Source organism: Kribbella sp. NBC_01484, from assembly GCF_036227145.1.
Taxonomy (GTDB): Bacteria; Actinomycetota; Actinomycetes; order Propionibacteriales; family Kribbellaceae; genus Kribbella.
Window position 1 is genome coordinate 2,648,331 of record NZ_CP109437.1, and the last position, 21,632, is coordinate 2,669,962.

Annotated in this window: 21 protein-coding genes; 14 read left to right on the forward strand and 7 right to left on the reverse strand. The window is 69.4% G+C overall.

Annotation, left to right across the window (positions count from 1 at the left end; all coding sequences use genetic code 11):
- Positions 1-18: 18 nt before the first annotated feature.
- From OG555_RS13070 to OG555_RS13105, 8 genes are all read left to right on the forward strand, one after another.
- Positions 19-2,298: a DUF6049 family protein gene (locus OG555_RS13070; protein WP_329483118.1), complete on the forward strand. Its 2,280-nt coding sequence runs from the start codon at positions 19-21 to the stop codon at positions 2,296-2,298.
- The gene (murJ, locus tag OG555_RS13075; RefSeq protein ID WP_329483119.1) at positions 2,291-3,937 is read left to right on the forward strand and encodes a murein biosynthesis integral membrane protein MurJ; all 1,647 of its coding nucleotides are present in this window, start codon (positions 2,291-2,293) and stop codon (positions 3,935-3,937) included. Before OG555_RS13070 ends, murJ begins: the two co-directional genes overlap by 8 nt.
- Positions 3,938-4,076: 139 nt before the next feature.
- Positions 4,077-5,741, forward strand: coding sequence for a protein kinase family protein (locus tag OG555_RS13080; RefSeq protein WP_329483120.1), 1,665 nt, complete (start codon positions 4,077-4,079; stop codon positions 5,739-5,741).
- Positions 5,738-6,460, forward strand: a complete 723-nt coding sequence (sigM, locus tag OG555_RS13085; protein WP_329483121.1) for an RNA polymerase sigma factor SigM — start codon at positions 5,738-5,740, stop codon at positions 6,458-6,460. The genes OG555_RS13080 and sigM overlap by 4 nt, the downstream gene beginning before the upstream one ends.
- 111 nt (positions 6,461-6,571) lie before the next feature.
- Positions 6,572-7,333, forward strand: coding sequence for an anti-sigma factor family protein (locus OG555_RS13090; RefSeq protein ID WP_329483122.1), 762 nt, complete (start codon positions 6,572-6,574; stop codon positions 7,331-7,333).
- A gap of 110 nt (positions 7,334-7,443) precedes the next feature.
- Positions 7,444-8,445 carry a thioredoxin-disulfide reductase gene (gene trxB / locus OG555_RS13095; RefSeq protein WP_329483123.1) on the forward strand — a complete coding sequence of 334 codons (1,002 nt, stop codon included), beginning with the start codon at positions 7,444-7,446 and terminating at the stop codon, positions 8,443-8,445.
- Between the two features lie 41 nt (positions 8,446-8,486).
- Positions 8,487-8,804, forward strand: coding sequence for a thioredoxin (gene trxA, locus OG555_RS13100; RefSeq protein ID WP_442914170.1), 318 nt, complete (start codon positions 8,487-8,489; stop codon positions 8,802-8,804).
- 41 nt (positions 8,805-8,845) lie between these two features.
- A complete protein-coding gene (locus OG555_RS13105; RefSeq protein ID WP_329483124.1) occupies positions 8,846-9,970 on the forward strand; it encodes an N-acetylmuramoyl-L-alanine amidase in 1,125 nt (374 codons plus the stop codon).
- On the opposite strand, the gene OG555_RS13110 is transcribed toward OG555_RS13105, so the two are convergent.
- Positions 9,967-12,120, reverse strand: coding sequence for an MMPL family transporter (locus tag OG555_RS13110; RefSeq protein WP_329483125.1), 2,154 nt, complete (start codon positions 12,118-12,120; stop codon positions 9,967-9,969). The genes OG555_RS13105 and OG555_RS13110 overlap by 4 nt on opposite strands.
- Positions 12,121-12,205: 85 nt before the next feature.
- Between OG555_RS13110 and OG555_RS13115 the strand changes: the two genes are divergently transcribed.
- The gene (locus OG555_RS13115) at positions 12,206-12,532 is read left to right on the forward strand and encodes a PadR family transcriptional regulator (RefSeq protein WP_329483126.1); all 327 of its coding nucleotides are present in this window, start codon (positions 12,206-12,208) and stop codon (positions 12,530-12,532) included.
- On the opposite strand, the gene OG555_RS13120 is transcribed toward OG555_RS13115, so the two are convergent.
- The 4 genes from OG555_RS13120 to OG555_RS13135 form a co-directional block, all read right to left on the reverse strand.
- On the reverse strand, positions 12,512-13,174 hold the full coding sequence (locus OG555_RS13120) for a permease prefix domain 1-containing protein (protein ID WP_329483127.1): 663 nt from the start codon (positions 13,172-13,174) through the stop codon (positions 12,512-12,514). The genes OG555_RS13115 and OG555_RS13120 overlap by 21 nt on opposite strands.
- 30 nt (positions 13,175-13,204) lie before the next feature.
- The gene (locus OG555_RS13125; protein ID WP_329483128.1) at positions 13,205-13,609 is read right to left on the reverse strand and encodes a DUF2784 domain-containing protein; all 405 of its coding nucleotides are present in this window, start codon (positions 13,607-13,609) and stop codon (positions 13,205-13,207) included.
- A 13-nt stretch (positions 13,610-13,622) separates the two neighbouring features.
- Positions 13,623-14,279, reverse strand: a complete 657-nt coding sequence (locus tag OG555_RS13130; protein WP_329483129.1) for a GNAT family N-acetyltransferase — start codon at positions 14,277-14,279, stop codon at positions 13,623-13,625.
- A gap of 85 nt (positions 14,280-14,364) precedes the next feature.
- A complete protein-coding gene (locus tag OG555_RS13135; protein WP_328524847.1) occupies positions 14,365-14,547 on the reverse strand; it encodes a hypothetical protein in 183 nt (60 codons plus the stop codon).
- 208 nt (positions 14,548-14,755) lie between these two features.
- Here OG555_RS13135 and OG555_RS13140 point away from each other — a divergent pair, with 208 nt between their 5' ends.
- From OG555_RS13140 to OG555_RS13160, 5 genes are all read left to right on the forward strand, one after another.
- Positions 14,756-16,066, forward strand: a complete 1,311-nt coding sequence (locus OG555_RS13140) for an aminotransferase-like domain-containing protein (RefSeq protein WP_329483130.1) — start codon at positions 14,756-14,758, stop codon at positions 16,064-16,066.
- A 134-nt stretch (positions 16,067-16,200) separates the two neighbouring features.
- Positions 16,201-17,148: a D-alanine--D-alanine ligase family protein gene (locus tag OG555_RS13145; protein ID WP_329483131.1), complete on the forward strand. Its 948-nt coding sequence runs from the start codon at positions 16,201-16,203 to the stop codon at positions 17,146-17,148.
- A 7-nt stretch (positions 17,149-17,155) separates the two neighbouring features.
- Positions 17,156-18,001, forward strand: a complete 846-nt coding sequence (locus OG555_RS13150) for an SURF1 family protein (protein WP_329483132.1) — start codon at positions 17,156-17,158, stop codon at positions 17,999-18,001.
- Entirely contained in the window at positions 17,998-18,351 is a 354-nt protein-coding gene (locus OG555_RS13155) for a DUF3817 domain-containing protein (protein ID WP_329483133.1), read from the forward strand. Before OG555_RS13150 ends, OG555_RS13155 begins: the two co-directional genes overlap by 4 nt.
- Positions 18,352-18,392: 41 nt before the next feature.
- Positions 18,393-19,196, forward strand: a complete 804-nt coding sequence (locus OG555_RS13160; RefSeq protein ID WP_329483134.1) for a class I SAM-dependent methyltransferase — start codon at positions 18,393-18,395, stop codon at positions 19,194-19,196.
- Between the two features lie 412 nt (positions 19,197-19,608).
- Here OG555_RS13160 and OG555_RS13165 read toward each other — a convergent pair whose 3' ends face one another.
- Positions 19,609-20,568 carry a ParB/RepB/Spo0J family partition protein gene (locus OG555_RS13165; protein ID WP_329483135.1) on the reverse strand — a complete coding sequence of 320 codons (960 nt, stop codon included), beginning with the start codon at positions 20,566-20,568 and terminating at the stop codon, positions 19,609-19,611.
- A 112-nt stretch (positions 20,569-20,680) separates the two neighbouring features.
- Positions 20,681-21,616 carry a ParA family protein gene (locus tag OG555_RS13170; protein WP_329483136.1) on the reverse strand — a complete coding sequence of 312 codons (936 nt, stop codon included), beginning with the start codon at positions 21,614-21,616 and terminating at the stop codon, positions 20,681-20,683.
- Positions 21,617-21,632 lie beyond the last annotated feature (16 nt).

Genomic DNA, 21,632 nt, shown 5'->3' on the forward strand with positions numbered 1-21,632 from the left:
CTAGGTTACGGTGACGGCGTGTTCAGACGGCGACTGAGGCTCTCCGCGGCGGCGGGTGCGGGCCTGCTGATCGCTGCGACGGCAGCGACTCTCGGCACCCCGCCGACCGTCGCGGCGCCTGTCGACGACCCGGTCGTCCAGGTCACCATCGACTCCTTCGGACCGGTCGCCCCGACGCCCGGCGAGGACGTGCTGATCAAGGGCACCGTCCGCAACACCAGCACCGAGACGCTCGACGCACCGCAGGCGCTGGCCTGTATCGACCGGAGCCACCGCCTGTCCACCGCCGCCGAGATCGCCGCCGTCTCCGCCGAGCAGGACGTGGCGATGGACGACCGGAACAGCTGCAGCCGGATGACCACTCCGGACACCGGCGTGTTCCAGCAGTACGACGCCCCGCTGGCACCGAACGCATCGATGCAGTTCAGCCTCAAGGTCCCGTGGAACGAGTGGCGCATCAGCCACCAGACCGGGGTCTATGTAGTCGGCGTCGTGGTCCGCGGGACGCCGCAGGGTCAGGAGCGGCTCACTGTCGGTCGCGCCCGCACCCTGATGCCGGTGATCGGTGACCAGCCTCTGACCCGCATGGTGAACACCGCACTGATCATTCCGTTGCAGCACCGGCCGACGCAGCTCGGTGGCAAGCGGTTCACCAACGAGTCGCTGGCCGAGTCGATGGCGCCGAACGGCCGGCTCGGCCGGCTGCTGGCCCTCGGCAACGGGCGCAAGGTCACCTGGCTCGTCGACCCCGCCACGCTCGACGAGGCTCGCAGGATCGTCAAGGACGGGTACGACGTCGGTGAAGGCGGCAAGCCCACCCCCGGCGCCGGCCAGGCGGTCGTTGAGGCCTGGCTGAAGGCGTTCGACGCCAGCCGGGCCCGCGGAAACCAGGTCGCCCTGCTCCCGTACGGCGATCCGGACATCGCCGGCCTGCTGGACGCCGGCGACCCGCTCAAGCAGCTGGTCTCCGACGCGCGGAGAACCACCGAGAGGTTCAGCCTCCCGCCCGGCTTCACCAACGGTCTCTGGCTGGAGGGCGGCGCCGCCGCCAGCCGCTACCTCGCGGCTGCCTCCCAGGGCTTCCCCGGAGCGTCCAACGACGACCTGAACCTGGTCGGCAGCGGCTCCTGGCCGGCGGTCGAGCGCGCCGGTCTGACGGCCACCTCTCCGGTGTACGACATTCGAACGCCGGAGGGTCCGCGGGACACGGTACGCACCGTGGTGGCCGACTCCGCGCTGACGGCGGGCGGCCCGGATCCGGACACCGGCGAGAACCCGATCCAGGTCCGGCAGCGGTTCGCGGCCGAAACCGCGCTGATCGCCGCCAGTGGCAAGGGCAGCGCTTCGGTGGTCGCCGTACCGCCCCGTGGCTGGGACTCCACCGGTCGCGCCACCGCCGCCCTGGCCGGAGACCTGGCACTGCCGTGGATCAACGCCACCAGCGTCGGGCAGGTCGTGGCCGGCACACCGAGACCGCCGGTGATCAAGGCCCCGGCCGCGCCGCGGTCCAACGCGATCATGAGCGCCGACCAGCTGGACGGCGTCAAGCAGCTCGACCAGGCCACCACGACGTTCAAGGATCTGCTGACCAACCCCACCGCGGACCTGCCGGAGGCGATGCCGGAGGCGTTGCTCCGCTCGGCGTCGATCAGCTGGCGCGGATTCCCGGACGAGGCCAAGCGCTTCGCCGCGGTCGAGCTCGGCTCGGTGAACCTGCAACTGTCCAAGGTGCACCTGGTCAACAACGCGGTGAACGGCGAGCACAGGGAGATCAAGGTCAACCTGGCCGGCAGCAAGGGCACCTTCCCGCTGACCATCACCAACGACACCGACTGGTCCGTCCGGGTCGGCATCGTGGTCTCCCCGACGAACCGGACCGACCTGCGGATCGAACCGCAGCAGACCAGGATCCTGGCGCCGAAGCAGAAGTTCACCCCCCGGATCAACGCGAGCGCCGAGCAGAACGGCCTGATCCGGGCCGGCGCCCAGGTGATCACCGCCTCCGGCCGCCCGGTCGGCAAGTCCCAGGAGTTGCTGATCCAGGCCAGCCAGTACGGCAGCGTCGGGTGGATCCTGGTCGGCGCCGCCTGCGCACTGCTCTTCGGTACGTCGTTCGTCCGCATCTACCGGCGGATCCGCACCGAACGCCGGCATCCGTCACCGGCTCAGTCGTCGGAGGCGGCGGCGGACGAGCAGGCCACCCCGGACGCCTTGCACCCCGAGCCGCTCGACCCGCCGGCCGCCGACGCCCCAGCCGGTGGGTCCCTGAGAGAAGGAGTCGGTTCGAAGGATGGCTGACCGCACCCTGCGCTCCGCGGGGGTGATGGCAGCCGGAACGGTGCTGTCACGCCTGCTCGGATTCGTCCGGATCGCCCTGCTCGCGGCCGCGATCGGTACCGCGTTGCGCGGCGACATCTTCACCGCCGCGAACACCATCCCGAACAGCCTCTACATCCTGCTGGCCGGCGGTGTCTTCAACACCGTGCTGGTCCCGCAACTGGTCCGCGCGATCAAGAACCACGACGACGGCGGCCAGGACTTCACCAACCGGCTGCTGACCTTCGGCTTCGTCGTCCTGGCGGTGGTGACGGTCGGGTGTGTGCTGCTGGCACCTGCGATCGCCGGGCTGTACATGCCGGAAGAGCTGAAGGACCCGTCCCGCGCGCCCGAGCGGGAAGCGATGGTGATGTTCGTCCGGCTCTGCCTGCCGCAGATCTTCTTCTACGGCGCGTTCGTGCTGGTCGGCCAGGTGCTGAACGCGCGGCGCCGGTTCGGCCCGATGATGTGGGCGCCGATCGCGAACAATGTCGTCGCCTGCGCCTCGATCGTCATCTTCCTGATGATCTACCGGACCGGCGATCCGCCGGCCACCTTCAGCCACGGCGAGGAGCTGCTGCTCGGACTCGGGCACACGTTCGGCATCGCCGTACAGCTGCTGGTGCTGCTGCCGTACCTGCGGGCCAGCGGGCACACCTACCGGACGAAGTTCGGTCTGCGCGGCACCGGGCTCGGTCACACTGCCCGATTGGGCATCTGGACAGTTCTTTTCGTCGTGGTGAACCAGGTGACGCTGGTGGTTGTCACCCGGCTCGCGATCGCCGGTAGCGCGTCGCACGACCCCGGTGCCAAGGCCGGTCTGTTCGCCTACAGCACCGCGATGCTGATCATCCTGGTGCCGCACGGCATCGTCACGGTCTCGCTCGCGACGGCCGCGCTGCCGCAGATGTCCGCGCTCGCGGCCGACGGCGATGTGACCGAGGTCGAGCGGCTGTCGGCCCGATCGATCCGGCAGACGCTGGCCATCGTCGTCCCCGCGGCGGCCGCGATGATCGCGTTCGCGTACCCGATCGTCACGGTGATCGCCGGCTACGGCTCCGGCAAGGACAACCTGACGCTGATGTCGTACACGCTGGTGACGCTCGCGCTGGGCATCGTCCCGTTCACGATCCAGTACTTCCAGCTGCGCACCTTCTACGCCTTCGAGGACACCCGGACGCCGTTCTTCCTGCAATGCGTGATCGCGGCGACGAACATCGCGGCGGCCCTGATCGGGGTGCGAGTGCTGCTGAACCCGCAGCACCTCCGGTTCAGCGGTGTGGTCCTGGGTGCGGCGTACGCGCTCGCCTACCTGGTCGCCGTGCTGATGTCGCGGCCGGTGCTGCGGCGGAAGGTGCCGCGCGTGCCCGGCGCCGGGATCGGCCTGCCGCTGCTCGCGATGGTGATCGCCGCCGTGCTCGGCGCCGCCGCCGGCCGCATCGCGCTAGAGTTGCTCGGCTTGGCCGTCGACTGGTCCGGCCCGATCGGCGCGATCCTCCAACTGGCCGTCGCGGCCGCCGTGATGCTGCCGGTGTACGCCGGGGTGGCGAGGGTACTCCGCATCCACGAAGTGAACGACGTGGTGGCCGTGGTCACACGGAAACTGCCCGGCCGCCGCTGAACCGGGGTGCTTGTGCACTCGTGCACCACTTGTCGGGTCAGGGGGGCACTAGCATGGGGGCTGCTAACGGACTCCCGCCGACAGGGTCCGGAGTGGCAGACGCAGGCCGACCAGTGCATCGAGGAGGGCGAGAGACACCGTGTCGAACCAGACCGTCAGTCCTGGTGCCCTGCTCGCCGGCCGCTACCGGATCGCCGAGTTACTGGCGGAGATCGACGGTGCGCGGGTGTGGCGGGCAGTGGACGAGGTACTCAGCCGGGCCGTCGTCGTGGACGTCCTGCCGGTCGGCGATCCCAGGACCAACCTGCTCTTCGACGCCGCCCGGCGGGCCGCCGCGGCGGCCGACCCGCGCTTCCTTCGCGTGCTCGACTGTGACATGCACGACGGCGTCACGTACTGCGTCCGCGAGTGGGCCGGCGGCCGGCCCCTCGAGCGGATGCTCGGCACCGGCCCTTTGACCGGGCAGCAAGCGGGCTGGCTGGCCCGCGAGGTCTCCGAAGCGCTCGAGAACCTGCACCGCACCGGCCTCGCGCACGGCTCCATCAGTCCCTCGACCGTCGTGGTCACGGACGCGGGCGCGATCAAGGTCGTCGGCCTCGCCACCGAAGCGGCGCTGCGGTCGTCCGGCCCCGGCTCGCCCGAGCAGGACGTGCACGCGCTCGGTGAGCTGCTGTTCGCTTCGCTCACCGGTCGCTGGCCCGGCCCGGCGCCGGCCTGGGGCCTGCAGCCCGCGCCGGTCGAGCACGGCCGGCTGCTCAGTCCCCGCCAGGTACGAGCGGGCGTTCCGCGCTCGCTCGACGACATCTGCGACCGGCTGCTGAGCAATCCGCCACGCCACCACGCCCCGCTGATCACCAGCGCCGCCGGCCTGTCCGCGGCACTGTCCGGCGTCGTCGGCAGCTCGCACGAGCCGCCGAACCAGATGGACGAGACCGTCCAGGTCGCCCGGCAGAACGGCAGCATCGACGACGCCACCCAGGTCGTCCCCGAGACGCTGCCACCGGCGCTCGACCCGACCCCACCGGCCTACGAGTCGGCGTACCAGTCGGACAACGGGCACCAGCAGCACTCGGCGTACACGACCGCGCCCGAGACCCGGCCGCTGCGGCGCCAGCCACCGCCCCCGTCGAACGGGAACGGCCGGCGCCGCGCCGACGAGCCGAAGCCGAAGGGCTCCTGGGGTGGCCGGATCCTGATCCTGCTCGCCGTCCTGGCGCTGCTCTCGGTGGTCGCGATGGCGCAGTTCCTGCTCAAGGGCGCGATGAACAACGACCAGGGCAGCGGCGACAGCAACAAGACGACCAACGCGCCGCAGACCAGCACGACGCCGTCGGCGACGGGCGGGGTGGCCAAGATCGTCAGCGCCAAGGACTTCGACCCGCTGCCCGACGGCAATGGCAGCGAACATCCGGACGACGTCGGCAATACCTATGACGGCAAGACGAGTACGACCTGGACCACCCAGTCGTACAGCCGGCCGAACCTCGGGGGCCAGAAGCCGGGCGTCGGCATCATCTACAACCTGGGTGCTCCGACCACGGTGTCCAAGGTGCAGGTCACGCTCAAGGGCGACGGCTCCAGCGTGCAGCTGATGATCCCGAAGGACGACACCAGCACGTCGCCGGGCGCGGTCAGCGGGTGGAAGCCGGTCGCCACCGAAGAGGACCAGCCCGAGGGTACGGTGACTCTTACCCCCTCGGCGCCGGCCGAGACGCAGTACGTTCTGGTCTGGCTGACCAAGCTGCCGAAGGAAGACGGCGGCAAGTACCGGGGCACGATCTCGGAGGTCACAATCCAGAAATGACGGCTCACCTGGACTCGGGCCCGACGCCGCCGCCCCGGTCGGACTTACCTCGGATCGGCGCGGCCGAGCCTGCCACGCACGGTGGGCCGCCGACGAGCTACGACCAGCTCGACGACCACGAGCTGCTGCGGCTGCACGTGGCGGGCAATCCGGACTCGTTCGGGTTCCTGGTCAAGCGGCACCGGGACCGGATGTGGGCCGTCGCGATCCGCACCCTCGGCGAGCCCGAGGAGGCCGCGGACGCGCTGCAGGAGGCGTTCATCTCGGCGTTCCGCCGGGCCGACTCGTTCCGCGGTGACGCGAAGGTGACCACCTGGCTGCACCGGATCGTGGTGAACGCGTGCCTGGACCGGATCCGCCGGCGCCAGGTGCGGGCCGCCGACCCGCTGCCGGAGGACGAGGACCGCGCCGCCGAGCTGGCCGGACCGGCCGAGGACGACCCGGCCGAGGTCCGCGAACGCCGGCTGGACGTGCTGAACGCGCTCAAGCAGATCAACTCCGACCAGCGCAGTGCCCTCGTCCTGGTCGACATGGAGGGCTACTCGATCGAGGAGGCGGCGGCGATCCTCGGCTGCGCCCCCGGCACGGTGAAGTCCCGCTGTGCCCGCGGCCGCGCCCGGCTGCTGCCCCTGCTCAAGCACTGGCAGACGACCCGGGCCGGTTCCGCCGATGCCGGCGTACCGGAGAAATCCGCGGCCGAAACGGTGGGAACCGAATGAGTGGGTACTCCGTCGAAGCGAAGTCGCCTACCTGCGACTCAGCCTCCATGCCTCTACCCGGAGCACTCTGATGATCACACCGCGTTCCTCCCATGAGGGGGCGAGTTCCCGATGACCGATTCCGGTCTTCCGACCAGTGAGCACCTCGAGCACCTGGACACGGACACCATCGCCGACCTGATCGAGAATCTGCTGCCCGCCCCCGAGGCGCATCGCGCTCGTGAACACGTGAAGGCCTGTCCGGACTGCCAGCAGACGTACGACGCCCTGGTCCAGCTGTCCGAGGATCTCGCTGACGAGGGCCGGGAGGACATCCCGATGCCGACCGACGTCGCCGAGCACCTGGACGCGGTCATCGTCTCGGAGTCCGTGCTGCGCGCGTCGACCGTCGGCGTGCACTCGCTGGCGCAGATCCGCGAGGAGCCCCGCCGGCACCTGCCCAAGCTGCTGGGTGCTGCCGCGGCCGTCGTGCTGGTGGCGGCGATCGGCGTCGGTGTGGTGATCACCACCAAGGACCAGGCCGGCGACAACGCCGCCAACACCAACCCGACCGCGCTGCCGAGCGGCGTTCCGACGATGAGTACGAACGACATCGGCCCGCAGGCCCAGCACTGGCTGGAGAGCAGCAAGGACCCCGTGCTGCACGGCTCGGCGACCGAGCTTGCCTGCGCCCGCGTGTTCGCGGCCGGCCGGCCGAACCCGCAGCTCCGGCTGGTCCAGCCCGCCAAGGTCGACGGCAAGCGCGCGGTTCTGATCGGCGTGCAGGGTGGATCGGCCCGCGACATCCAGGTCTTCGCGGTCACCGGATGTAGCGACCCAGGTGGCGTCGCCAGCCCGTTCTACGACACCTCGGTGACACTGCGCAATCGCTGAGACCGCAATGCGGTGCCACGGCCTCGTGATGGGTACCGTGGGAATGGTCGGCCTCTAGGATCCGTTGAGTACGACGTACCAGAAGTCTCGACGACACGAGGAACGCCTGCATGAGCGACTCCACAGTCCGCAACGTCATCATCGTCGGCTCCGGCCCGGCCGGTTACACGGCCGCTGTGTACGCCGCCCGCGCCCGGCTCGCCCCGCTGGTGTTCGAGGGCTCGGTGACCGCGGGTGGCGCGTTGATGACCACTACCGAGGTCGAGAACTTCCCCGGTTTCGCCGAGGGCATCATGGGCCCGGCGCTGATGGACGAGATGCGCACCCAGGCCGAGCGCTTCGGCGCCGAACTGGTGCCGGACGACATCGTGTCCGTGGACCTGACCGGCGACATCAAGGTCGTCACCGACTCGGCGGGCACCCAGCACCGGGCGAAGACAGTGATCCTGGCGATGGGCTCCGGCTACCGCAAGCTCGGCCTGTCCGACGAGGACCGGATGTCCGGCCATGGCGTGTCCTGGTGTGCGACGTGTGATGGGTTCTTCTTCCGCGAGCAGGAGATCGCCGTCGTCGGCGGTGGCGACTCGGCCGTCGAGGAGGCCACCTTCCTGACCCGGTTCGGCAAGAAGGTCACGCTGGTGCACCGCCGCGACGAGCTGCGCGCCTCGAAGATCATGGCCGACCGCGCGTTCGCAAACGACAAGATCGAGTTCGCCTGGAACTCCGAGGTCGCCGCGATCCACGGTGAGGACAAGCTGACCGGCGTCACCCTGCGGGACACCGTGACCGGTGACACCCGGGAGCTGCCGGTGACCGGCCTGTTCATCGCGATCGGGCACGACCCGCGCTCCGAGCTGGTGAAGGGTCAGGTGCGCCTGGACGAGGAGGGCTATGTCCTCGTCAAGGAAGGCAGCACCGAGACCAACCTGCCGGGTGTCTTCGCCGCCGGCGACCTGGTGGACCACACCTACCGGCAGGCGATCACCGCGGCCGGCACCGGCTGTGCGGCCGCCTTGGACGCCGAGCGCTTCCTGGCCACCCTCGAGGACGCCGAGACGGCCACGGCCGCCCGCGACACCAGCGCCGCGACCACTCAGCCTGTCTCCGTCTGAACCTCACAACCACTGAAGGAGTTACGCCCGTGGGCGAGAAGATGAACGCCGTCACTGACGCCGAGTTCGACCAGACCGTACTGAAGAGCGACAAGCCGGTGCTGGTCGACTTCTGGGCCGAGTGGTGCGGGCCGTGCCGCCAGGTCTCCCCGATCCTGGAGGAGCTGGCGCAGGACCACAGCGACAAGCTCACGTTCCTGAAGATGAACGTGGACGAGAACCCGGTCACCCCGAGCAACTACCGCGTCACCGGTATCCCTACCATCAACGTCTACGTGAACGGTGAGCTCGCCAAGTCCATCGTCGGCGCCAAGCCGAAGGCCGCGCTGCTGAAGGAACTGGCAGACTTCACGGCCTGATCCGTACGACACCTCCGACCGCCACGGCAAGGAGCCTTTTCATGGAAGCCCCCCACGGCGTGTACAGGATCGGCGACAGCGGTGAGGCTGTCGCCGAGATCGTCGGCAAGCTGCAGCGGCTCGGGCTGCTGGCCGGCGGTCACGACGTCTACGACGAAGCGACCGCGCACGCTGTCCGGGGGTTCCAGCAGGAACGCGGGCTGATGATCGACGGGATCGTCGGCCCGCAGACGTACCGGGCGATCGACGACGCGCGCTGGCGGCTGGGCGACCGGCTGCTGACCTACGTGCCGGCGCACCCGTTGACCGGTGACGACGTGCTCGCGCTGCAGGCGAAGCTGCAGGAGCTCGGGTTCGCGGTCGCCCGGATCGACGGGATCTTCGCGGCGGACACCCAGCGCGCGGTGACCGACTTCCAGCGGAACATGGGCCTGCCGGGCGACGGCACGTGCGGCCCGTCGACGTTCAAGGCACTGCAGCGGATCCGGCCGATGGCGACCGGTGGCCGGCCGGACGCCCTGCGCGCCTCCGAGGCCGTTCGCGCTGCCGGACCACGGCTGTCCGGGAAGACCGTGGTGATCGATCCTGGCCACGGTGGTTTCGACCACGGCTGGGAGGGCTTCGGCCTGCGCGAGTCCGACGTCGCGTACGACCTCGCCGCCCGGATCGAGGGTCGCCTGGGTGCGACCGGCGTACGCGCGTACTTGTCGCGTGGGCGTGATCAGGGACCGGACGAGCTGGCGCGGGCCGCGTTCGCGAACGAGACGGACGCGAACCTGTGTGTCTCGCTGCACACCGACGGGTCGATGAACCCGGAGGCCCAGGGCGTCGCGACGTACTACTACGGCAACGACCTGCACGGCGCCTCGTCGAGCGTGGGTGAGCAGTTCGCCGGTCTCGTGCAACGCGAGATCGTCGCCCGCACCGACCTGCTGAACTGCCGCACCCACGCCAAGACCTGGGACCTGCTCCGGCGCACCAAGATGCCCGCGGTGCGGCTGGAGATCGGCTACGTCACCAATCCCCACGACTCCGCCCGCCTGGCCGATCCGGCCTTCCGGGACGTCATCGCGGAGGCGATCGTCGTCGCCATCCAGCGCGTGTACCTTCCGCCGGACCAGGACGCCGCCACCGGCATGCTCCGCTTCGGCCAGCTCACGGTCTAGTTCTCCTTCTCCAGCGCGATCTTCGGGAGCACCCGGTCGAGCCGGCGCGGCAGCCACCAGGCGCGGTCGCCGAACAGGCGCAGTACGGCGGGGACGATGATGCAGCGGATCAGTAGCGCGTCCAGCAGCACCGCCGTCGCGAGGCCGAGTCCGAACTGCTTCAGCATCCGGTCCGGGCTGAGCAGGAACGCGCCGAACACCACGATCATGATCGCGGCCGCCGCCGTAATCACACTGCCCGTGGTCGCCAGCCCTTCCCGCACAGCCTCCCGAGCATCCCTGGTACGACGCCACTCCTCATGGATCCGCGAGATGAGGAAGACCTCGTAGTCCATCGACAACCCGAAGACGATCGCGAAGATCATCACCGGTACGAACGCCTCGATCGGACCGGACTGCGCCCCGAACCAGCCCTGCTGGAACACCAGCGTGATCACTCCCAGCGAAGCACCGATGCTGAGCAGGTTGAGCAGCGCCGCCTTCAACGGGATCAGGATCGACCGGAACACCACCATCAGCAGCAGCGCCGACAATCCGACCACCACGAGCACGAAGATCGGCAGCCGCTTGCTCACCGCCGACGCGAAGTCGTCGGCCGCCGCGGTCGCACCACCGACCAGATACGTCGCTCTGGTCTGCGATTCGAGGGCCGGCAGGGTCTGGTCCCGCAGCCGGTTCACGAGATCGCTGGTCGCGGCGTCCTGCGGTGCCGACTTCGGGAACGCCAGGACGGTCGCGATCTTGCCGTCCGGCGTCAGTTGTGGCAGCGTGACGGCGGCGATGCCCGGATCGGCCGCCAGCGTCTGCCCGAGTCGCTGAGCCGCGGCCTGGTCTCCCTCGGAGACCACCACGAGCGGACCGTTGAAGCCGGGCCCGAAGCCGTCCGCCAGTAGGTCGTACGCCTTCCGGCTCGTCTTGGCCGGGTCGTCCGTACCCGCGTCCGCGAACCCGAGCCGCATGTTCAACGCCGGCAGCGACAAGGCGATGAGCGCGACCGTCCCGAGCACCAACGGCACCCACGGTCCACGCTGCACCGCGGCCGCCAGCCGCCGCCAGCCGTCACCGGGCGTACGGCGCTTCTTCGCGGCGTGCTTGCGGACACTCCGCTCGATCCGCTTCCCGAACAGCGTCAGCAGCGCCGGCAACAAGCTCACCGCGGCCAGCATCGTCGTCAGCACGGTCAGCGTGACTCCGAGCGCGACGCCTTGCAGTGAACCGAGTCCCAGCGCCAGCAGACCCAGCAGCGCGATCACCACCGTGCAGCCGGCGAACATCACCGATCGGCCGGCGGTGTCGAGGGCGATCATCGACGCGGTCTCCCGATCGGTGCCGTCCTTGAGCAACTCATGGCGATAGCGCGAGAAGATCAGCAACGCGTAGTCGATGCCCACACCGAGACCGACCAGCATCATCACCGGCGCCGTATAGCTGGGCACGGTGAACAGGTGCGACGCGAGGACCAGCAGGCCGAGCGTGCTCCCCACCGCGAACACGGCGGTCAGCAGCGGAAGAGTTGCCGCGAGCAACGACCCGAACAGGAACACCAGGATCACCAGCGCGGCCAGAATGCCGGCGCCCTCGGAGGCGCCACCCGAACTGTCCGCGGCGGACCGGGCCAGATCACCACCGACCTCGACCTGGAATCCAGGGCGGGCGAAGTCCTGAGCCCGGTGGATGATCGTCCGCACGTCCTCCACCGGCATATCCGCGACGGCGACGTCCAGGCTGACCGTGGAGTACGCCGTCCGGCCGTCCTGCGAGAGTGATCCCGGAGCGGTGAAGGGGTCGGCGACCGAGGCGACGTGCGGGAGGTCCCGGACCACGGCCAGCATCGAGGCGACCCGGGGCTTCTCGGCCGGCAGTCCGCCGTCGGCACGCACGACGATCTGCACCGAGGCCGTCTCCCCTTGCGGCTGATGCGCACGGAAGATGTCGGTGACCCGCTGGGAGTCGGTGCCGGGCAGCGAGGTGTCGTTCTTGTACCGGTCGCCGACCACGGTCGACGCCGCGGTGACGGCGACGAGGGCGACCACCCAGAGCGCCAGCGCGAGACCGGCGTGCCGCATCGACCAGCCGGACACCCGGTGCAGCAGGCCGGAGCGTCCACCCTCCTTCCCGGGCGGTCGTCGTACGGGGGTGTCCACGGTCATCGCCGGGCCTCCTCAGCTGTCGATATAAGTAGATTGGCTACATGTTGCCTCTCGACAGTAGCAGGCATACGAGTAGACTGGCTACATGAAGGCGGATGCGCTGCGTGGACACCTCGACCCGATGATCCTGGCGGTCGTCGAGGACGAGCCCCTGCACGGCTACGCGATCATGGAGGCGCTGCTGGAGCGGAGCGGCGGCGAGCTCGACCTGCCGACCGGGACGCTCTACCCCGCGCTGCGGCGGCTGGAGCGGGCCGGTTACCTGGCCAGCGAATGGAGCACGGTCGGTGGCCGGAAGCGCCGTACGTATCAGCTCACCAGCGCCGGCACGAAGATGCTTGCCTCAGGCAAGCAGGAGTGGGTGACCTTCCGGGCTGTGGTGGAAGGGGTGCTACGCCCGGGCCAGGCGTAGGACACGGCCGGCCTGGAGGCCGACGAGGAGCAGCGGCAGTACGACGAAGCTCCCGACGATGCCGAAGGCGGGTACGTCGGGCGGGTGCGGGCTGGTCGCCGCCATGCCGACTCCGATCGCACTGATGACGACCGCGCTCGCCAGGGCGAACAACGCCGTGACCCGGCTGACATGATCTCGGACGAGCGGGTAACGCATGCCGACGCCGGCCGCGATGACTGCCAGGACCGCACCGGCGATCACCGCCATGCCGATGCCCCGGACCAGCGTCTGGAGGAAGTCGTTCAGCACGTTCGGCTGACTCGGCTCCTGGTTCCAGCTCCAGACCCCGTCCTGCCAGACGATCGGCTGCGCGATCAGCACCAGGAACAGCAGCATCGCGGTCCGCCGGCTCTGGCTGACCGCGAGCTCGGCCCGGTACCCCGGCGCGACCTCGGACAGCTCACCGAAGTCGGCCACGGCCTCCCACTCGGCCTGCTCGCGATCCAGACCGTCGGCCTCGAAGCTCTCGGTCGCATCGGTCAGGTGGTCACGCGCCTCGGCCAGCAGGTCCGCCTTCCGGCGACGCGGACCGGCGAGCGACTTGCTCAGCGCGGCCAGGTACTCGTCGACCGGCGTGCGGGTGCTTACGCGGATGGACACGCCTCTCAGTATGGGTCCCCCCGGATCCGATCACGTCCGGGGTCCCACTGAATCTCCCCTGACCTTGGCCTGTCCGGCCGCCTTCCGGCGACGCTGCAGGATGAAGAATCCGATGTAGGAGATCACGACGATCGCGAAGCCGATCTTCTCGACGATCGGCGTCGCGCCCTCCGGCCAGAGCTTGCCGTCCAGGTAGTGCTCGATATAGCCGGCCGGGTACGGCGTCTCTCCGCCGCGGCGACGGAAATACTTCTCGGTCGCGGTGACCGGGCAGCCGAAGTCGACCAGCACGATGACGATGTTCCACACAACGATGGCCAGGTGCGCCCAGATCAGCTTGGGCCAGCGCCAGGCGAGGAAACCGCCGATCAGGAAGAACACCAGCAGGGCGCCGTGCACCACCATCACGACGTCGGCGAGGAAGCGCCAGATCATGATGGCCCTGCCGTCAGGTGGCCGAGTCGCGGGTGAGGCCGTCCCGGACCGTGACCGGCGCGGGCGGTGAGTGCTCGGGCCGGATCGCGCCCATCAGCCGCTCCACCGCGGCCTCCATCTCACTGCGCCAGGTGATCGCCGAGCGCAAGTCGAGCCGGAGCCGGGGATTGCGTGGATGCTCGCGGACGACGCCGAAGCCGACCGCTCGGAGGAACTCGGTCGGCCAGACGCAGCCCGGCCCGTCCCACCGGGAGTCGCCGAACGCCTCGACGGCCCGGAACCCACGCTTCAGCACGTCCTTCGCGACCGCCTGGACGAGGATCTTCCCCAGCCCGAGCCCCAGGTAGCGCGGCTGGATCCGGCCGGTCGCGAGGACGACGGCATCCGGACTGACCGGCGCGGTCGGGAACGCCTGGATCCTCGGCAGGTACGCCGCCGGCGCATACACCGCGAACCCGGCCGGCCCGTCGTCGACGTACAGCACGACACCCGCCGTACCCCAGTCGAGTAGGAGCTGGGAGAGCCAGGCCTCCTTCTCCAGGCCGGTGTCGCCGTTGCGGTCGGCCTGCCTGGCGGCGACCGGGTCGAGCTCCCAGAACACACAGTCACGGCACGCCATCGGTAGCTCGTCGAGATTGGCGAGCGTGAGCGGTTCGAGCCGTCGAGCCATCAGCGCGTCCGATCCGCGGTGCATCGCGTCCGGTCGGCCGGCGTGCTGGTTGTTACCTTCGTCACGATCGGTATCACTTGATGACTCATCGAGTAGCCGGCTCCGGTGCCGGAGTCCGTGCGCCAGGTGTCACCGCCGCCTCCGGAGCGACGTACCGCTGTTGCACTTTCGCGGCGGGTTGCCGCCTGAACAGTTCGCCCGCGAACCCGGCCAGCACGCCCAGCAGCAGTCCACCGAGTGCCACGCCGGCTGTCTTGCCCACGCTCATCCGATCCGCCTTCCGGTTCCACCTCTCAGGCCGCACCGCCCCGCGTCACCGGCTGCGACTGTCTCAGCAGCCAGATGGCGGCGTGGTCGAACCTGCCCCTATAAGGCATGGTAGTGAGAGGTCGCGCCGATCCACAGCCCGGACACAACTCGGGTCGCTCGACGTAACCTGGTGACTTCCCCCTCGATTCACCGTTGGAGTGGCCCCCGTGAGTGCTGACGTGCCCGATGTCCGGCAGACCCGCCTCGACAACTACGTCGACCGGTACGCGGCACGGACCAAGGGCATGACCGCATCGGAGATCAGGGCGCTCTTCTCGGTCGCCAGCCGGCCCGAGGTGGTCTCGCTCGCGGGCGGTATGCCGAACATCGGCGGCCTGCCGCTGGACGTGGTCGGCGGCGCGGTCCGGGACCTGGCGATCGACAACGGCGCCACCGCGATGCAGTACGGCTCCGGTCAGGGTGATCCGGCCCTCCGCGACCAGATCTGCGACGTGATGCGGCTCGAGGGGATCGACGCCCACCCGGACGACGTGGTGATCACGGTCGGCAGCCAGCAGGCGGTCGATCTGGTGACGCGAGTGTTCTGCGATCCGGGCGATGTGGTGATCTGCGAGGCTCCGTCGTACGTCGGTGCCCTCGGGGTGTTCCGTGCGTACCAGTGCGAGGTCGTCCACGTGGCGATGGACGACGACGGTGTCGTGCCGGAGGCGCTGGAGCAGGCGATCACCGCGGTGCGCGCGGCCGGCAAGCGGATCAAGTTCTTCTACACGATCCCGAACTTCCACAACCCGGCCGGTGTCTCGCTGTCCGACGAGCGCCGGCGGCGGGTGCTGGAGATCTGTCAGCGCGCGGATCTGCTGGTGCTGGAGGACAACCCGTACGGCCTGCTCGGCTTCGACGGTGAGCCGCAGCGGGCGTTGCGGGCCGACGACCGCGAGGGTGTCATCTACCTCGGTTCGTTCTCGAAGACGTTCGCGCCGGGCTTCCGGGTCGGCTGGGCGGTCGCGCCGCACGCCGTCCGCGAAAAGCTTGTGCTGGCACAGGAATCGGCGACCCTGTGCCCGCCGGTCTTCAGCCAGCTGGCGATCTCGTCGTACCTGACCCGGCACGACTGGCTCGGGCAGGTGAAGCAGTTCCGCGAGATGTACCGGGAGCGCCGGGACGCGATGCTGGCGGCCCTGACCGAAAAGATGCCTGCGGCAACGACCTGGACCAGGCCGGGCGGCGGGTTCTATGTCTGGCTCACCCTGCCGGACGGCCTGGACGCGAAGGCGATGCTGCCGCGGGCGGTCACCGCCCGGGTCGCGTACGTGCCCGGGACCGCCTTCTTCGCCGACGGTTTCGGCTCCCAGTGCATGCGGTTGTCGTACTGTCATCCGACGCCCGCGCGGATCACCGAAGGGGTCGGCCGGCTGGCCGCGGTTATCCACGAGGAACTCGAACTGCGGGAGACGTTCGGCCCGCTGACACCGGGTCCGGGGCGGGACTACGACGCCCCCGGACCGGAGCTGAGCTAGGGGTCCTGCGCAAAGGTTGCGCAATGGATCTGCGGGCGCCCGGGGGGTAGCTGAGACGGTCGCGGTACCGTTCCAGTGGGCCTCGGGACCGGCGACCGTGCCGGAGTCGCCCACGAGTGATCGGGATATTTGTGATGAGTGATCTGGGTCGAGTGCTGGTACTGGCAGGCGGACTGTCACACGAGCGGGATGTCTCGCTCCGGTCCGGCCGGCGGGTTGCCGACGCCCTGCGCAGTGTGGGTGTCGAGGTCGAGCAGCGTGACGTCGACGCCAATCTGGTCGAACGGCTCCGAGAAGATCCGCCGGACGCGGTCTTCCCGGTCCTCCACGGCGTCACCGGCGAGGACGGCGCGCTCCGCCAGGTCCTCGACCTGTACGGCGTTCCGTACGTCGGAGCCGACGCGGCGGCGTGCCGAACGGCCTTCGACAAGCCCGTCGCCTCCACGATGGTCGGGACGGCCGGACTGCACACGCCGGCCTCCGTGGTGCTCGGGCACGAAACGTTCCGCGAGCTCGGTGCGGCGGCGCTGATGGCGGCGGTGATCGACCAGGTCGGCCTGCCGCTGGTGGTGAAGCCGGCCCGCGGCGGTTCGGCGCTGGGTGCGTCGATCGTGCGGTCGGCCGAGGAACTGCCGTCGGCGATGGTGAACTGCTACGCGTACGGACCGGTGGCGTTGATCGAGCAGTACATCGACGGGACCGAGGTGGCCGTGACCGTGGTCGACACCGGGGATGGGCCGAGAGCCCTGCCGGCGGTGGAGATCCGGCCGGACTCCGGGTTCTACGACTACGAGGCGCGGTACACGGCCGGCGCGACGCAGTTCGTCGTACCGGCTCGGTTGGATGCCTCGGTGGCGGGCGCGTGTGCGTCCGCGGCTGTCGCGGCGCATCAGGCGCTGGGGCTGCGGGATCTGTCCCGGTCCGACCTGGTGGTCGATGCGGCCGGTGTGCCGTGGTTCCTCGAGGTGAACGTGGCGCCGGGGATGACGGAGACCTCGCTGGTGCCGCTCGCCGCCGAGGCCGCGGGGATTGAGCTGGGTGTGCTGTGCCGCGACCTGCTGGCTGCCGCCGCGGCACGTTGAGGTCTTGATGGCTGAGCGACCGCTGTGGCGGACGATCCTGACGCCGCGGTGGTCCGGGCTGCTCCTGCTTGCGTTGGCGATCGCCGCGGTGATGTCGGCAATGGGCGTCTGGCAGCTGGACGTGTACCGGTCGAAGACCGACGCCGCGACGGCCAAGCGAGCTGATACCGCGCCGGTTGCGTTGCAGTCGCTGTTCTCCATCGACGAGGGTCTGCCGTCGAAGGCTGTCGGCCGCCGCGTGACGGTGAACGGGACATGGGGGCCGGCCGCCGACCAGCTGTTCATCGCCGATCGCCAGCAGGGCTCGGCAGACGGTTTCTGGGTGGTGACTCCGCTGAAGGTCGCGTCCGCCGGCTCCGGCTCGGCTGCCGGTGCGGTGATGGTGGTCCGGGGCTGGGTGCCGGCGGTGTCCGATCCGGCCGCCGCTGCGCCGTCCGGTCCTGTTTCGCTCACGGGCACTGTGACGGCCTCCGAGGCGGAGGACTCTTCGGACGACGCTGCCAAGGGCCGCGTGCTGTCATCGCTCCGGATCCCCACGATCGTGCACCTCGTCGACTATCGGGTGTACGACGCCTTCGTGATCCAGTCGTCGGTCGACTCAGGCGTCGTACCTTCACCGGCGCCGGCCGTCGTACAACCACCTGCGCCGCCGACGGACCACGCCGGGCTGCGGAACATCGCGTATGCCTTCCAGTGGTGGGTTTTCGCGGCCTTCACGCTGTGGATGTGGTGGCGGATGGTGCTGGACGCACATCGGACCCCTGCCGAGCCGGATCCCGATTCCACCGAGGCGGAGTCCGGGGACGACCAGGCCGGGGAGCCTGTGGAGCCAAGCGGTACCGTTTCAGCGTGACTTCCTCAGCCGATCCCGCCACTTCCGCCAGCCCGCAGCCGCTGACCCCGGCCGTCCGGGGTGCCCTCATCCGGTACCGCGTGATCGCGTACGTCGTCGGCGTGATGCTCCTGCTGCTTGTGTTCGTCGCGATGCCGCTGAAGTACTTCGCCGACAGGCAGGGCGCGATGGACGTGATCGGTCCCCTGCATGGGTTCCTGTTCATGGTCTATCTGGTCGGCACGTTCGACCTGTACCGCCGGGTCCGCTGGTCGTTCCCCCGCCTCGTGATGACGGCCCTGGCCGGCACCATCCCGTTCCTGTCGTTCTACGCGGAGCGGAAGACCACGCACGAACTGCTCGGCCGGTAATTGCCTTGGCGGCTCGGTCGTTCTGACCTAGCTTCAGGTCCGTGCCGAGCCTCCACGACATCACGCAGTCGAACCGCGCCAGCTGGAACCAGATCCACCACGCCCGCCCCGGCGAGCCCGCCGCGTTCTTCACCTCCGGCGGCTCGGCCCTCGATGCCGACGAGATCGCCGCGGCCGGAGACGTATCCGGCCGGAGCGTGCTCCAGCTCGCCTGCTCCTGCGGCGATCAAGCCCTGTCCTGGGCCTTGCTGGGCGCCAAGGTCACCGGCGTCGACATCTCCGAGGTCGCGGTCTCGATGGCCCGCGACAAGGCCGCCGCCACCGGTCTCACGGTCGACTTCCGCCAAGCCGACATGCTCGACCTCCCGACCGAGCTGACCGGCTTCGATCTCATCTACCTGAGCTGGGGCGCCATCTGCTGGGTCCCTGACCTGGCCGTCTTCGCGCGCCTCGTCGCCGACCGGCTGGCTCCTGGCGGGTCCGTCCTGCTCGCGGATCATCACCCGCTCTGGGAGGTTCTCGCCGTCCGCGGCCCCAGCCAGCTGGAAGTCACCGCCGACTACTTCGGCCGCTCCACACCTCGCGCCACCATCGACAACGCCAAACTCCCCACCGGCGCTCGCGACGACCCGACTGCCCCTGGCTTCACCGCGTTCATCTGGCCGCCGAGCGACATCATCACCAGCCTCATGTCGGCCGGCCTCCACCTCGCCGTTTTCCGCGAGTCCCCCGCCGCCGACATGTACCCCGGCCTCGGCCTCGCCGCGGCCCAGCTCCCCGCCACCTACCTCATCAAAGCCACACGCAATGTTTCACATGAAACATCGCCGCGAATCACCAAGTAACTTTGTCGACAAATCCCGCGAGGCCCTGATAGGTCCGTCACCCCAGAATTCCTCTGTGAGCGCGATCCTCAGCAAACTCACCAGACCCGGGCAGCACCAGCACTCCCCACCCAACAGCTCAGCAACGCCGACACGCAGCCAATGGCTGCGCCGAGTTGTGGGCCGTGGCTCGCGGCGGGCGGTTTCGTCAGCCCACATCCACGACTCGGCGGCCATCCGGTCAATGGCTCGCTGCGAGCGTGGCGGCGCCCGGCACCCTCGGCTGCCTGGTGGCGTCGGCCGGATCGGGTGCACCCGCCGTGACCTGAGACAGCCGTCGGTGGGCAGGGACCTGAAATGTCACGTTCCCGGTGACCTGTTCCTGTCTCAGCCACCCATCGGCGGCGCGACCTGCTCACGCAGGGGTGAGGCGCTAGCTGTTCTGCTTGTTGGGGTCCATCAGGGTGACGATGCGTTCGAGGTCGTCGAGGGAGGCGAACTCGACGGTGATCTTCCCCTTGGTCTTCCCGAGGTCTACCTTGACGCGGGTTTCGAAGCGGTCGGAGAGGCGGTCGGCCAGGTCGACGAGGCGTGGGGCGACCGGCTTGTTGCGGCGGCGCTGCGCCGGCGTCGGGTCATCGCCGTTCATGTCGCCCAGGGCAACGATCTCTTCGACCGTGCGCACCGAGAGGCCCTCGGCAACGATCCGCTGGGCCAGTCGCTCGATCGCGTCGCCGCTCGGCAGGCCGAGCAGAGCGCGGGCATGACCGGCGGACAGGACGCCGGCCGCGACCCGACGCTGGACTGACGCCGGGAGCTTCAGCAGCCGCAGCGTGTTGGAAATCTGCGGACGCGATCGACCGATGCGGGTGGCGAGCACCTCCTGAGTGCAGCCGAAGTCGTCGAGCATCTGCTGGTACGCCGCGGCCTCTTCGAGCGGGTTCAGCTGACTGCGGTGCAGGTTCTCCAGCAACGCGTCCCTGAGCATCACGTCGTCCTGGGTGTCCCGGACGATCGCGGGGATCGTGGTGAGGCCGGCCTGCTGCGTCGCCCGCCAGCGACGCTCGCCCATCACCAGTTCGTACTTGTCCTTCTCGAGCCGCCGGACGACGATCGGCTGCAGCAGCCCGATCTCCTTGACCGAGTGGACCAGCTCCTCCATCGCGTCCTCGTCGAAGACGCTGCGCGGCTGCTTCGGGTTCGGAGTGATCTTGTCGACGTCGATCTCTGCGAACTCAGCGCCCGGTACGGCGGCCAACTCGGGCGCCGACGGTGTCGCGATCGGCGGCGCTCCCGGAATCGAGTGGGACTTGCTGCCGAGCGTCGTACTGGTGCCGGGAGCCGGGTTGCTGGGAATCAGCGCACCTAGTCCACGTCCGAGTCGGGTGTTCATCGCGCTCCCTCGAGTTCGACATCCTGCTGAGCTACTGCTGACCTGCCGCACCTGCCACCGTCCGCCGCGGGCGCTCGTTTCACGTGAAACGGTGCCACAGCGATCAAGCGAATCAGGAGTTGTTCCGCATCGCGATCTCGCGGGACGCCTCGAGGTACGAGAGGGCTCCGGCAGACGCCGGGTCGTAGGCGAGCACGGTCTGGCCGTGGCTCGGTGCCTCCGAGATCCGCACCGACCGCGGTACGGCGGTCCGCAGTACTGCGTCCCGGAAATGGCCACGGACCTCGGCGGCGACCTCACCGGCCAGCTTGGTGCGGGCGTCGTACATGGTGAGCAGGATGGTGGAGACGTCGAGCCCGGGGTTCAGGTGCGACTTCACCATGTCGATGTGCCGGAGGAGCTGGGACAGACCTTCGAGTGCGTAGTACTCGCTCTGGATCGGGACCAGGACCTCGCGGGCGGCGGTCAGCGCGTTCACGGTCAGGAGGCCGAGCGACGGCGGGCAGTCGATGAAGACGTAGTCGTACTTCTCCCCCGCGGCCTCGGTCTCGGCCAGGTGCGTGTCGAGCACCCGCTTCAGCCGGCTCTCCCGGGCCACGATGCTGACGAGCTCGATCTCGGCACCGGCCAGGTCGATCGTCGCCGGGACCACCATGATGCCCGGGTGCTCGGCGCACGGCTGGAGCAGCTTGCTCAGCGGCTCGTTCTCGATGATCGCCTCGTAGACACCCGGGGTGCCCTCCGAGTGGTCGATGCCGAGTGCGGTCGAGGCGTTGCCCTGGGGGTCGAGGTCGATCACCAGGATCCGGGCGCCGTACAGCGCGAGGCCGGCGGCGACGTTCACGGTGGTCGTGGTCTTGCCGACGCCGCCCTTCTGGTTGGCAACGACGAAGACTCGGGTTTCGGCGGGCAGCGGAAACTCGCGGCCCATCGTGCGTCCTTCATTCACCAGCAGGGTCCGTTCGGTGGCGGCGGCGATCGGAGTCTCGAGAAGTCGTCGCTGAAGCTCGTCCGACGTGGCCCGCGCGGCGATCTGTGCGGCAGTCATAGCGCCCATTCCGATA

Excerpts from the sequence above, each read along its gene's own strand:
- murJ (WP_329483119.1), top strand. The coding sequence starts at position 2,291 with ATGGCTGACCGCACCCTGCGCTCCGCGGGGGTGATGGCAGCCGGAACG.
- sigM (WP_329483121.1), top strand. The coding sequence starts at position 5,738 with ATGACGGCTCACCTGGACTCGGGCCCGACGCCGCCGCCCCGGTCGGAC.
- OG555_RS13090 (WP_329483122.1), top strand. The coding sequence starts at position 6,572 with ATGACCGATTCCGGTCTTCCGACCAGTGAGCACCTCGAGCACCTGGAC.
- trxB (WP_329483123.1), top strand. The coding sequence starts at position 7,444 with ATGAGCGACTCCACAGTCCGCAACGTCATCATCGTCGGCTCCGGCCCG.
- trxA (WP_442914170.1), top strand. The coding sequence starts at position 8,487 with ATGAACGCCGTCACTGACGCCGAGTTCGACCAGACCGTACTGAAGAGC.
- OG555_RS13105 (WP_329483124.1), top strand. The coding sequence starts at position 8,846 with ATGGAAGCCCCCCACGGCGTGTACAGGATCGGCGACAGCGGTGAGGCT.
- OG555_RS13110 (WP_329483125.1), bottom strand. The coding sequence starts at position 12,120 with ATGACCGTGGACACCCCCGTACGACGACCGCCCGGGAAGGAGGGTGGA.
- OG555_RS13115 (WP_329483126.1), top strand. The coding sequence starts at position 12,206 with ATGAAGGCGGATGCGCTGCGTGGACACCTCGACCCGATGATCCTGGCG.
- OG555_RS13125 (WP_329483128.1), bottom strand. The coding sequence starts at position 13,609 with ATGATCTGGCGCTTCCTCGCCGACGTCGTGATGGTGGTGCACGGCGCC.
- OG555_RS13130 (WP_329483129.1), bottom strand. The coding sequence starts at position 14,279 with ATGGCTCGACGGCTCGAACCGCTCACGCTCGCCAATCTCGACGAGCTA.
- OG555_RS13135 (WP_328524847.1), bottom strand. The coding sequence starts at position 14,547 with ATGAGCGTGGGCAAGACAGCCGGCGTGGCACTCGGTGGACTGCTGCTG.
- OG555_RS13145 (WP_329483131.1), top strand. The coding sequence starts at position 16,201 with ATGAGTGATCTGGGTCGAGTGCTGGTACTGGCAGGCGGACTGTCACAC.
- OG555_RS13150 (WP_329483132.1), top strand. The coding sequence starts at position 17,156 with ATGGCTGAGCGACCGCTGTGGCGGACGATCCTGACGCCGCGGTGGTCC.
- OG555_RS13165 (WP_329483135.1), bottom strand. The coding sequence starts at position 20,568 with ATGAACACCCGACTCGGACGTGGACTAGGTGCGCTGATTCCCAGCAAC.
- OG555_RS13170 (WP_329483136.1), bottom strand. The coding sequence starts at position 21,616 with ATGACTGCCGCACAGATCGCCGCGCGGGCCACGTCGGACGAGCTTCAG.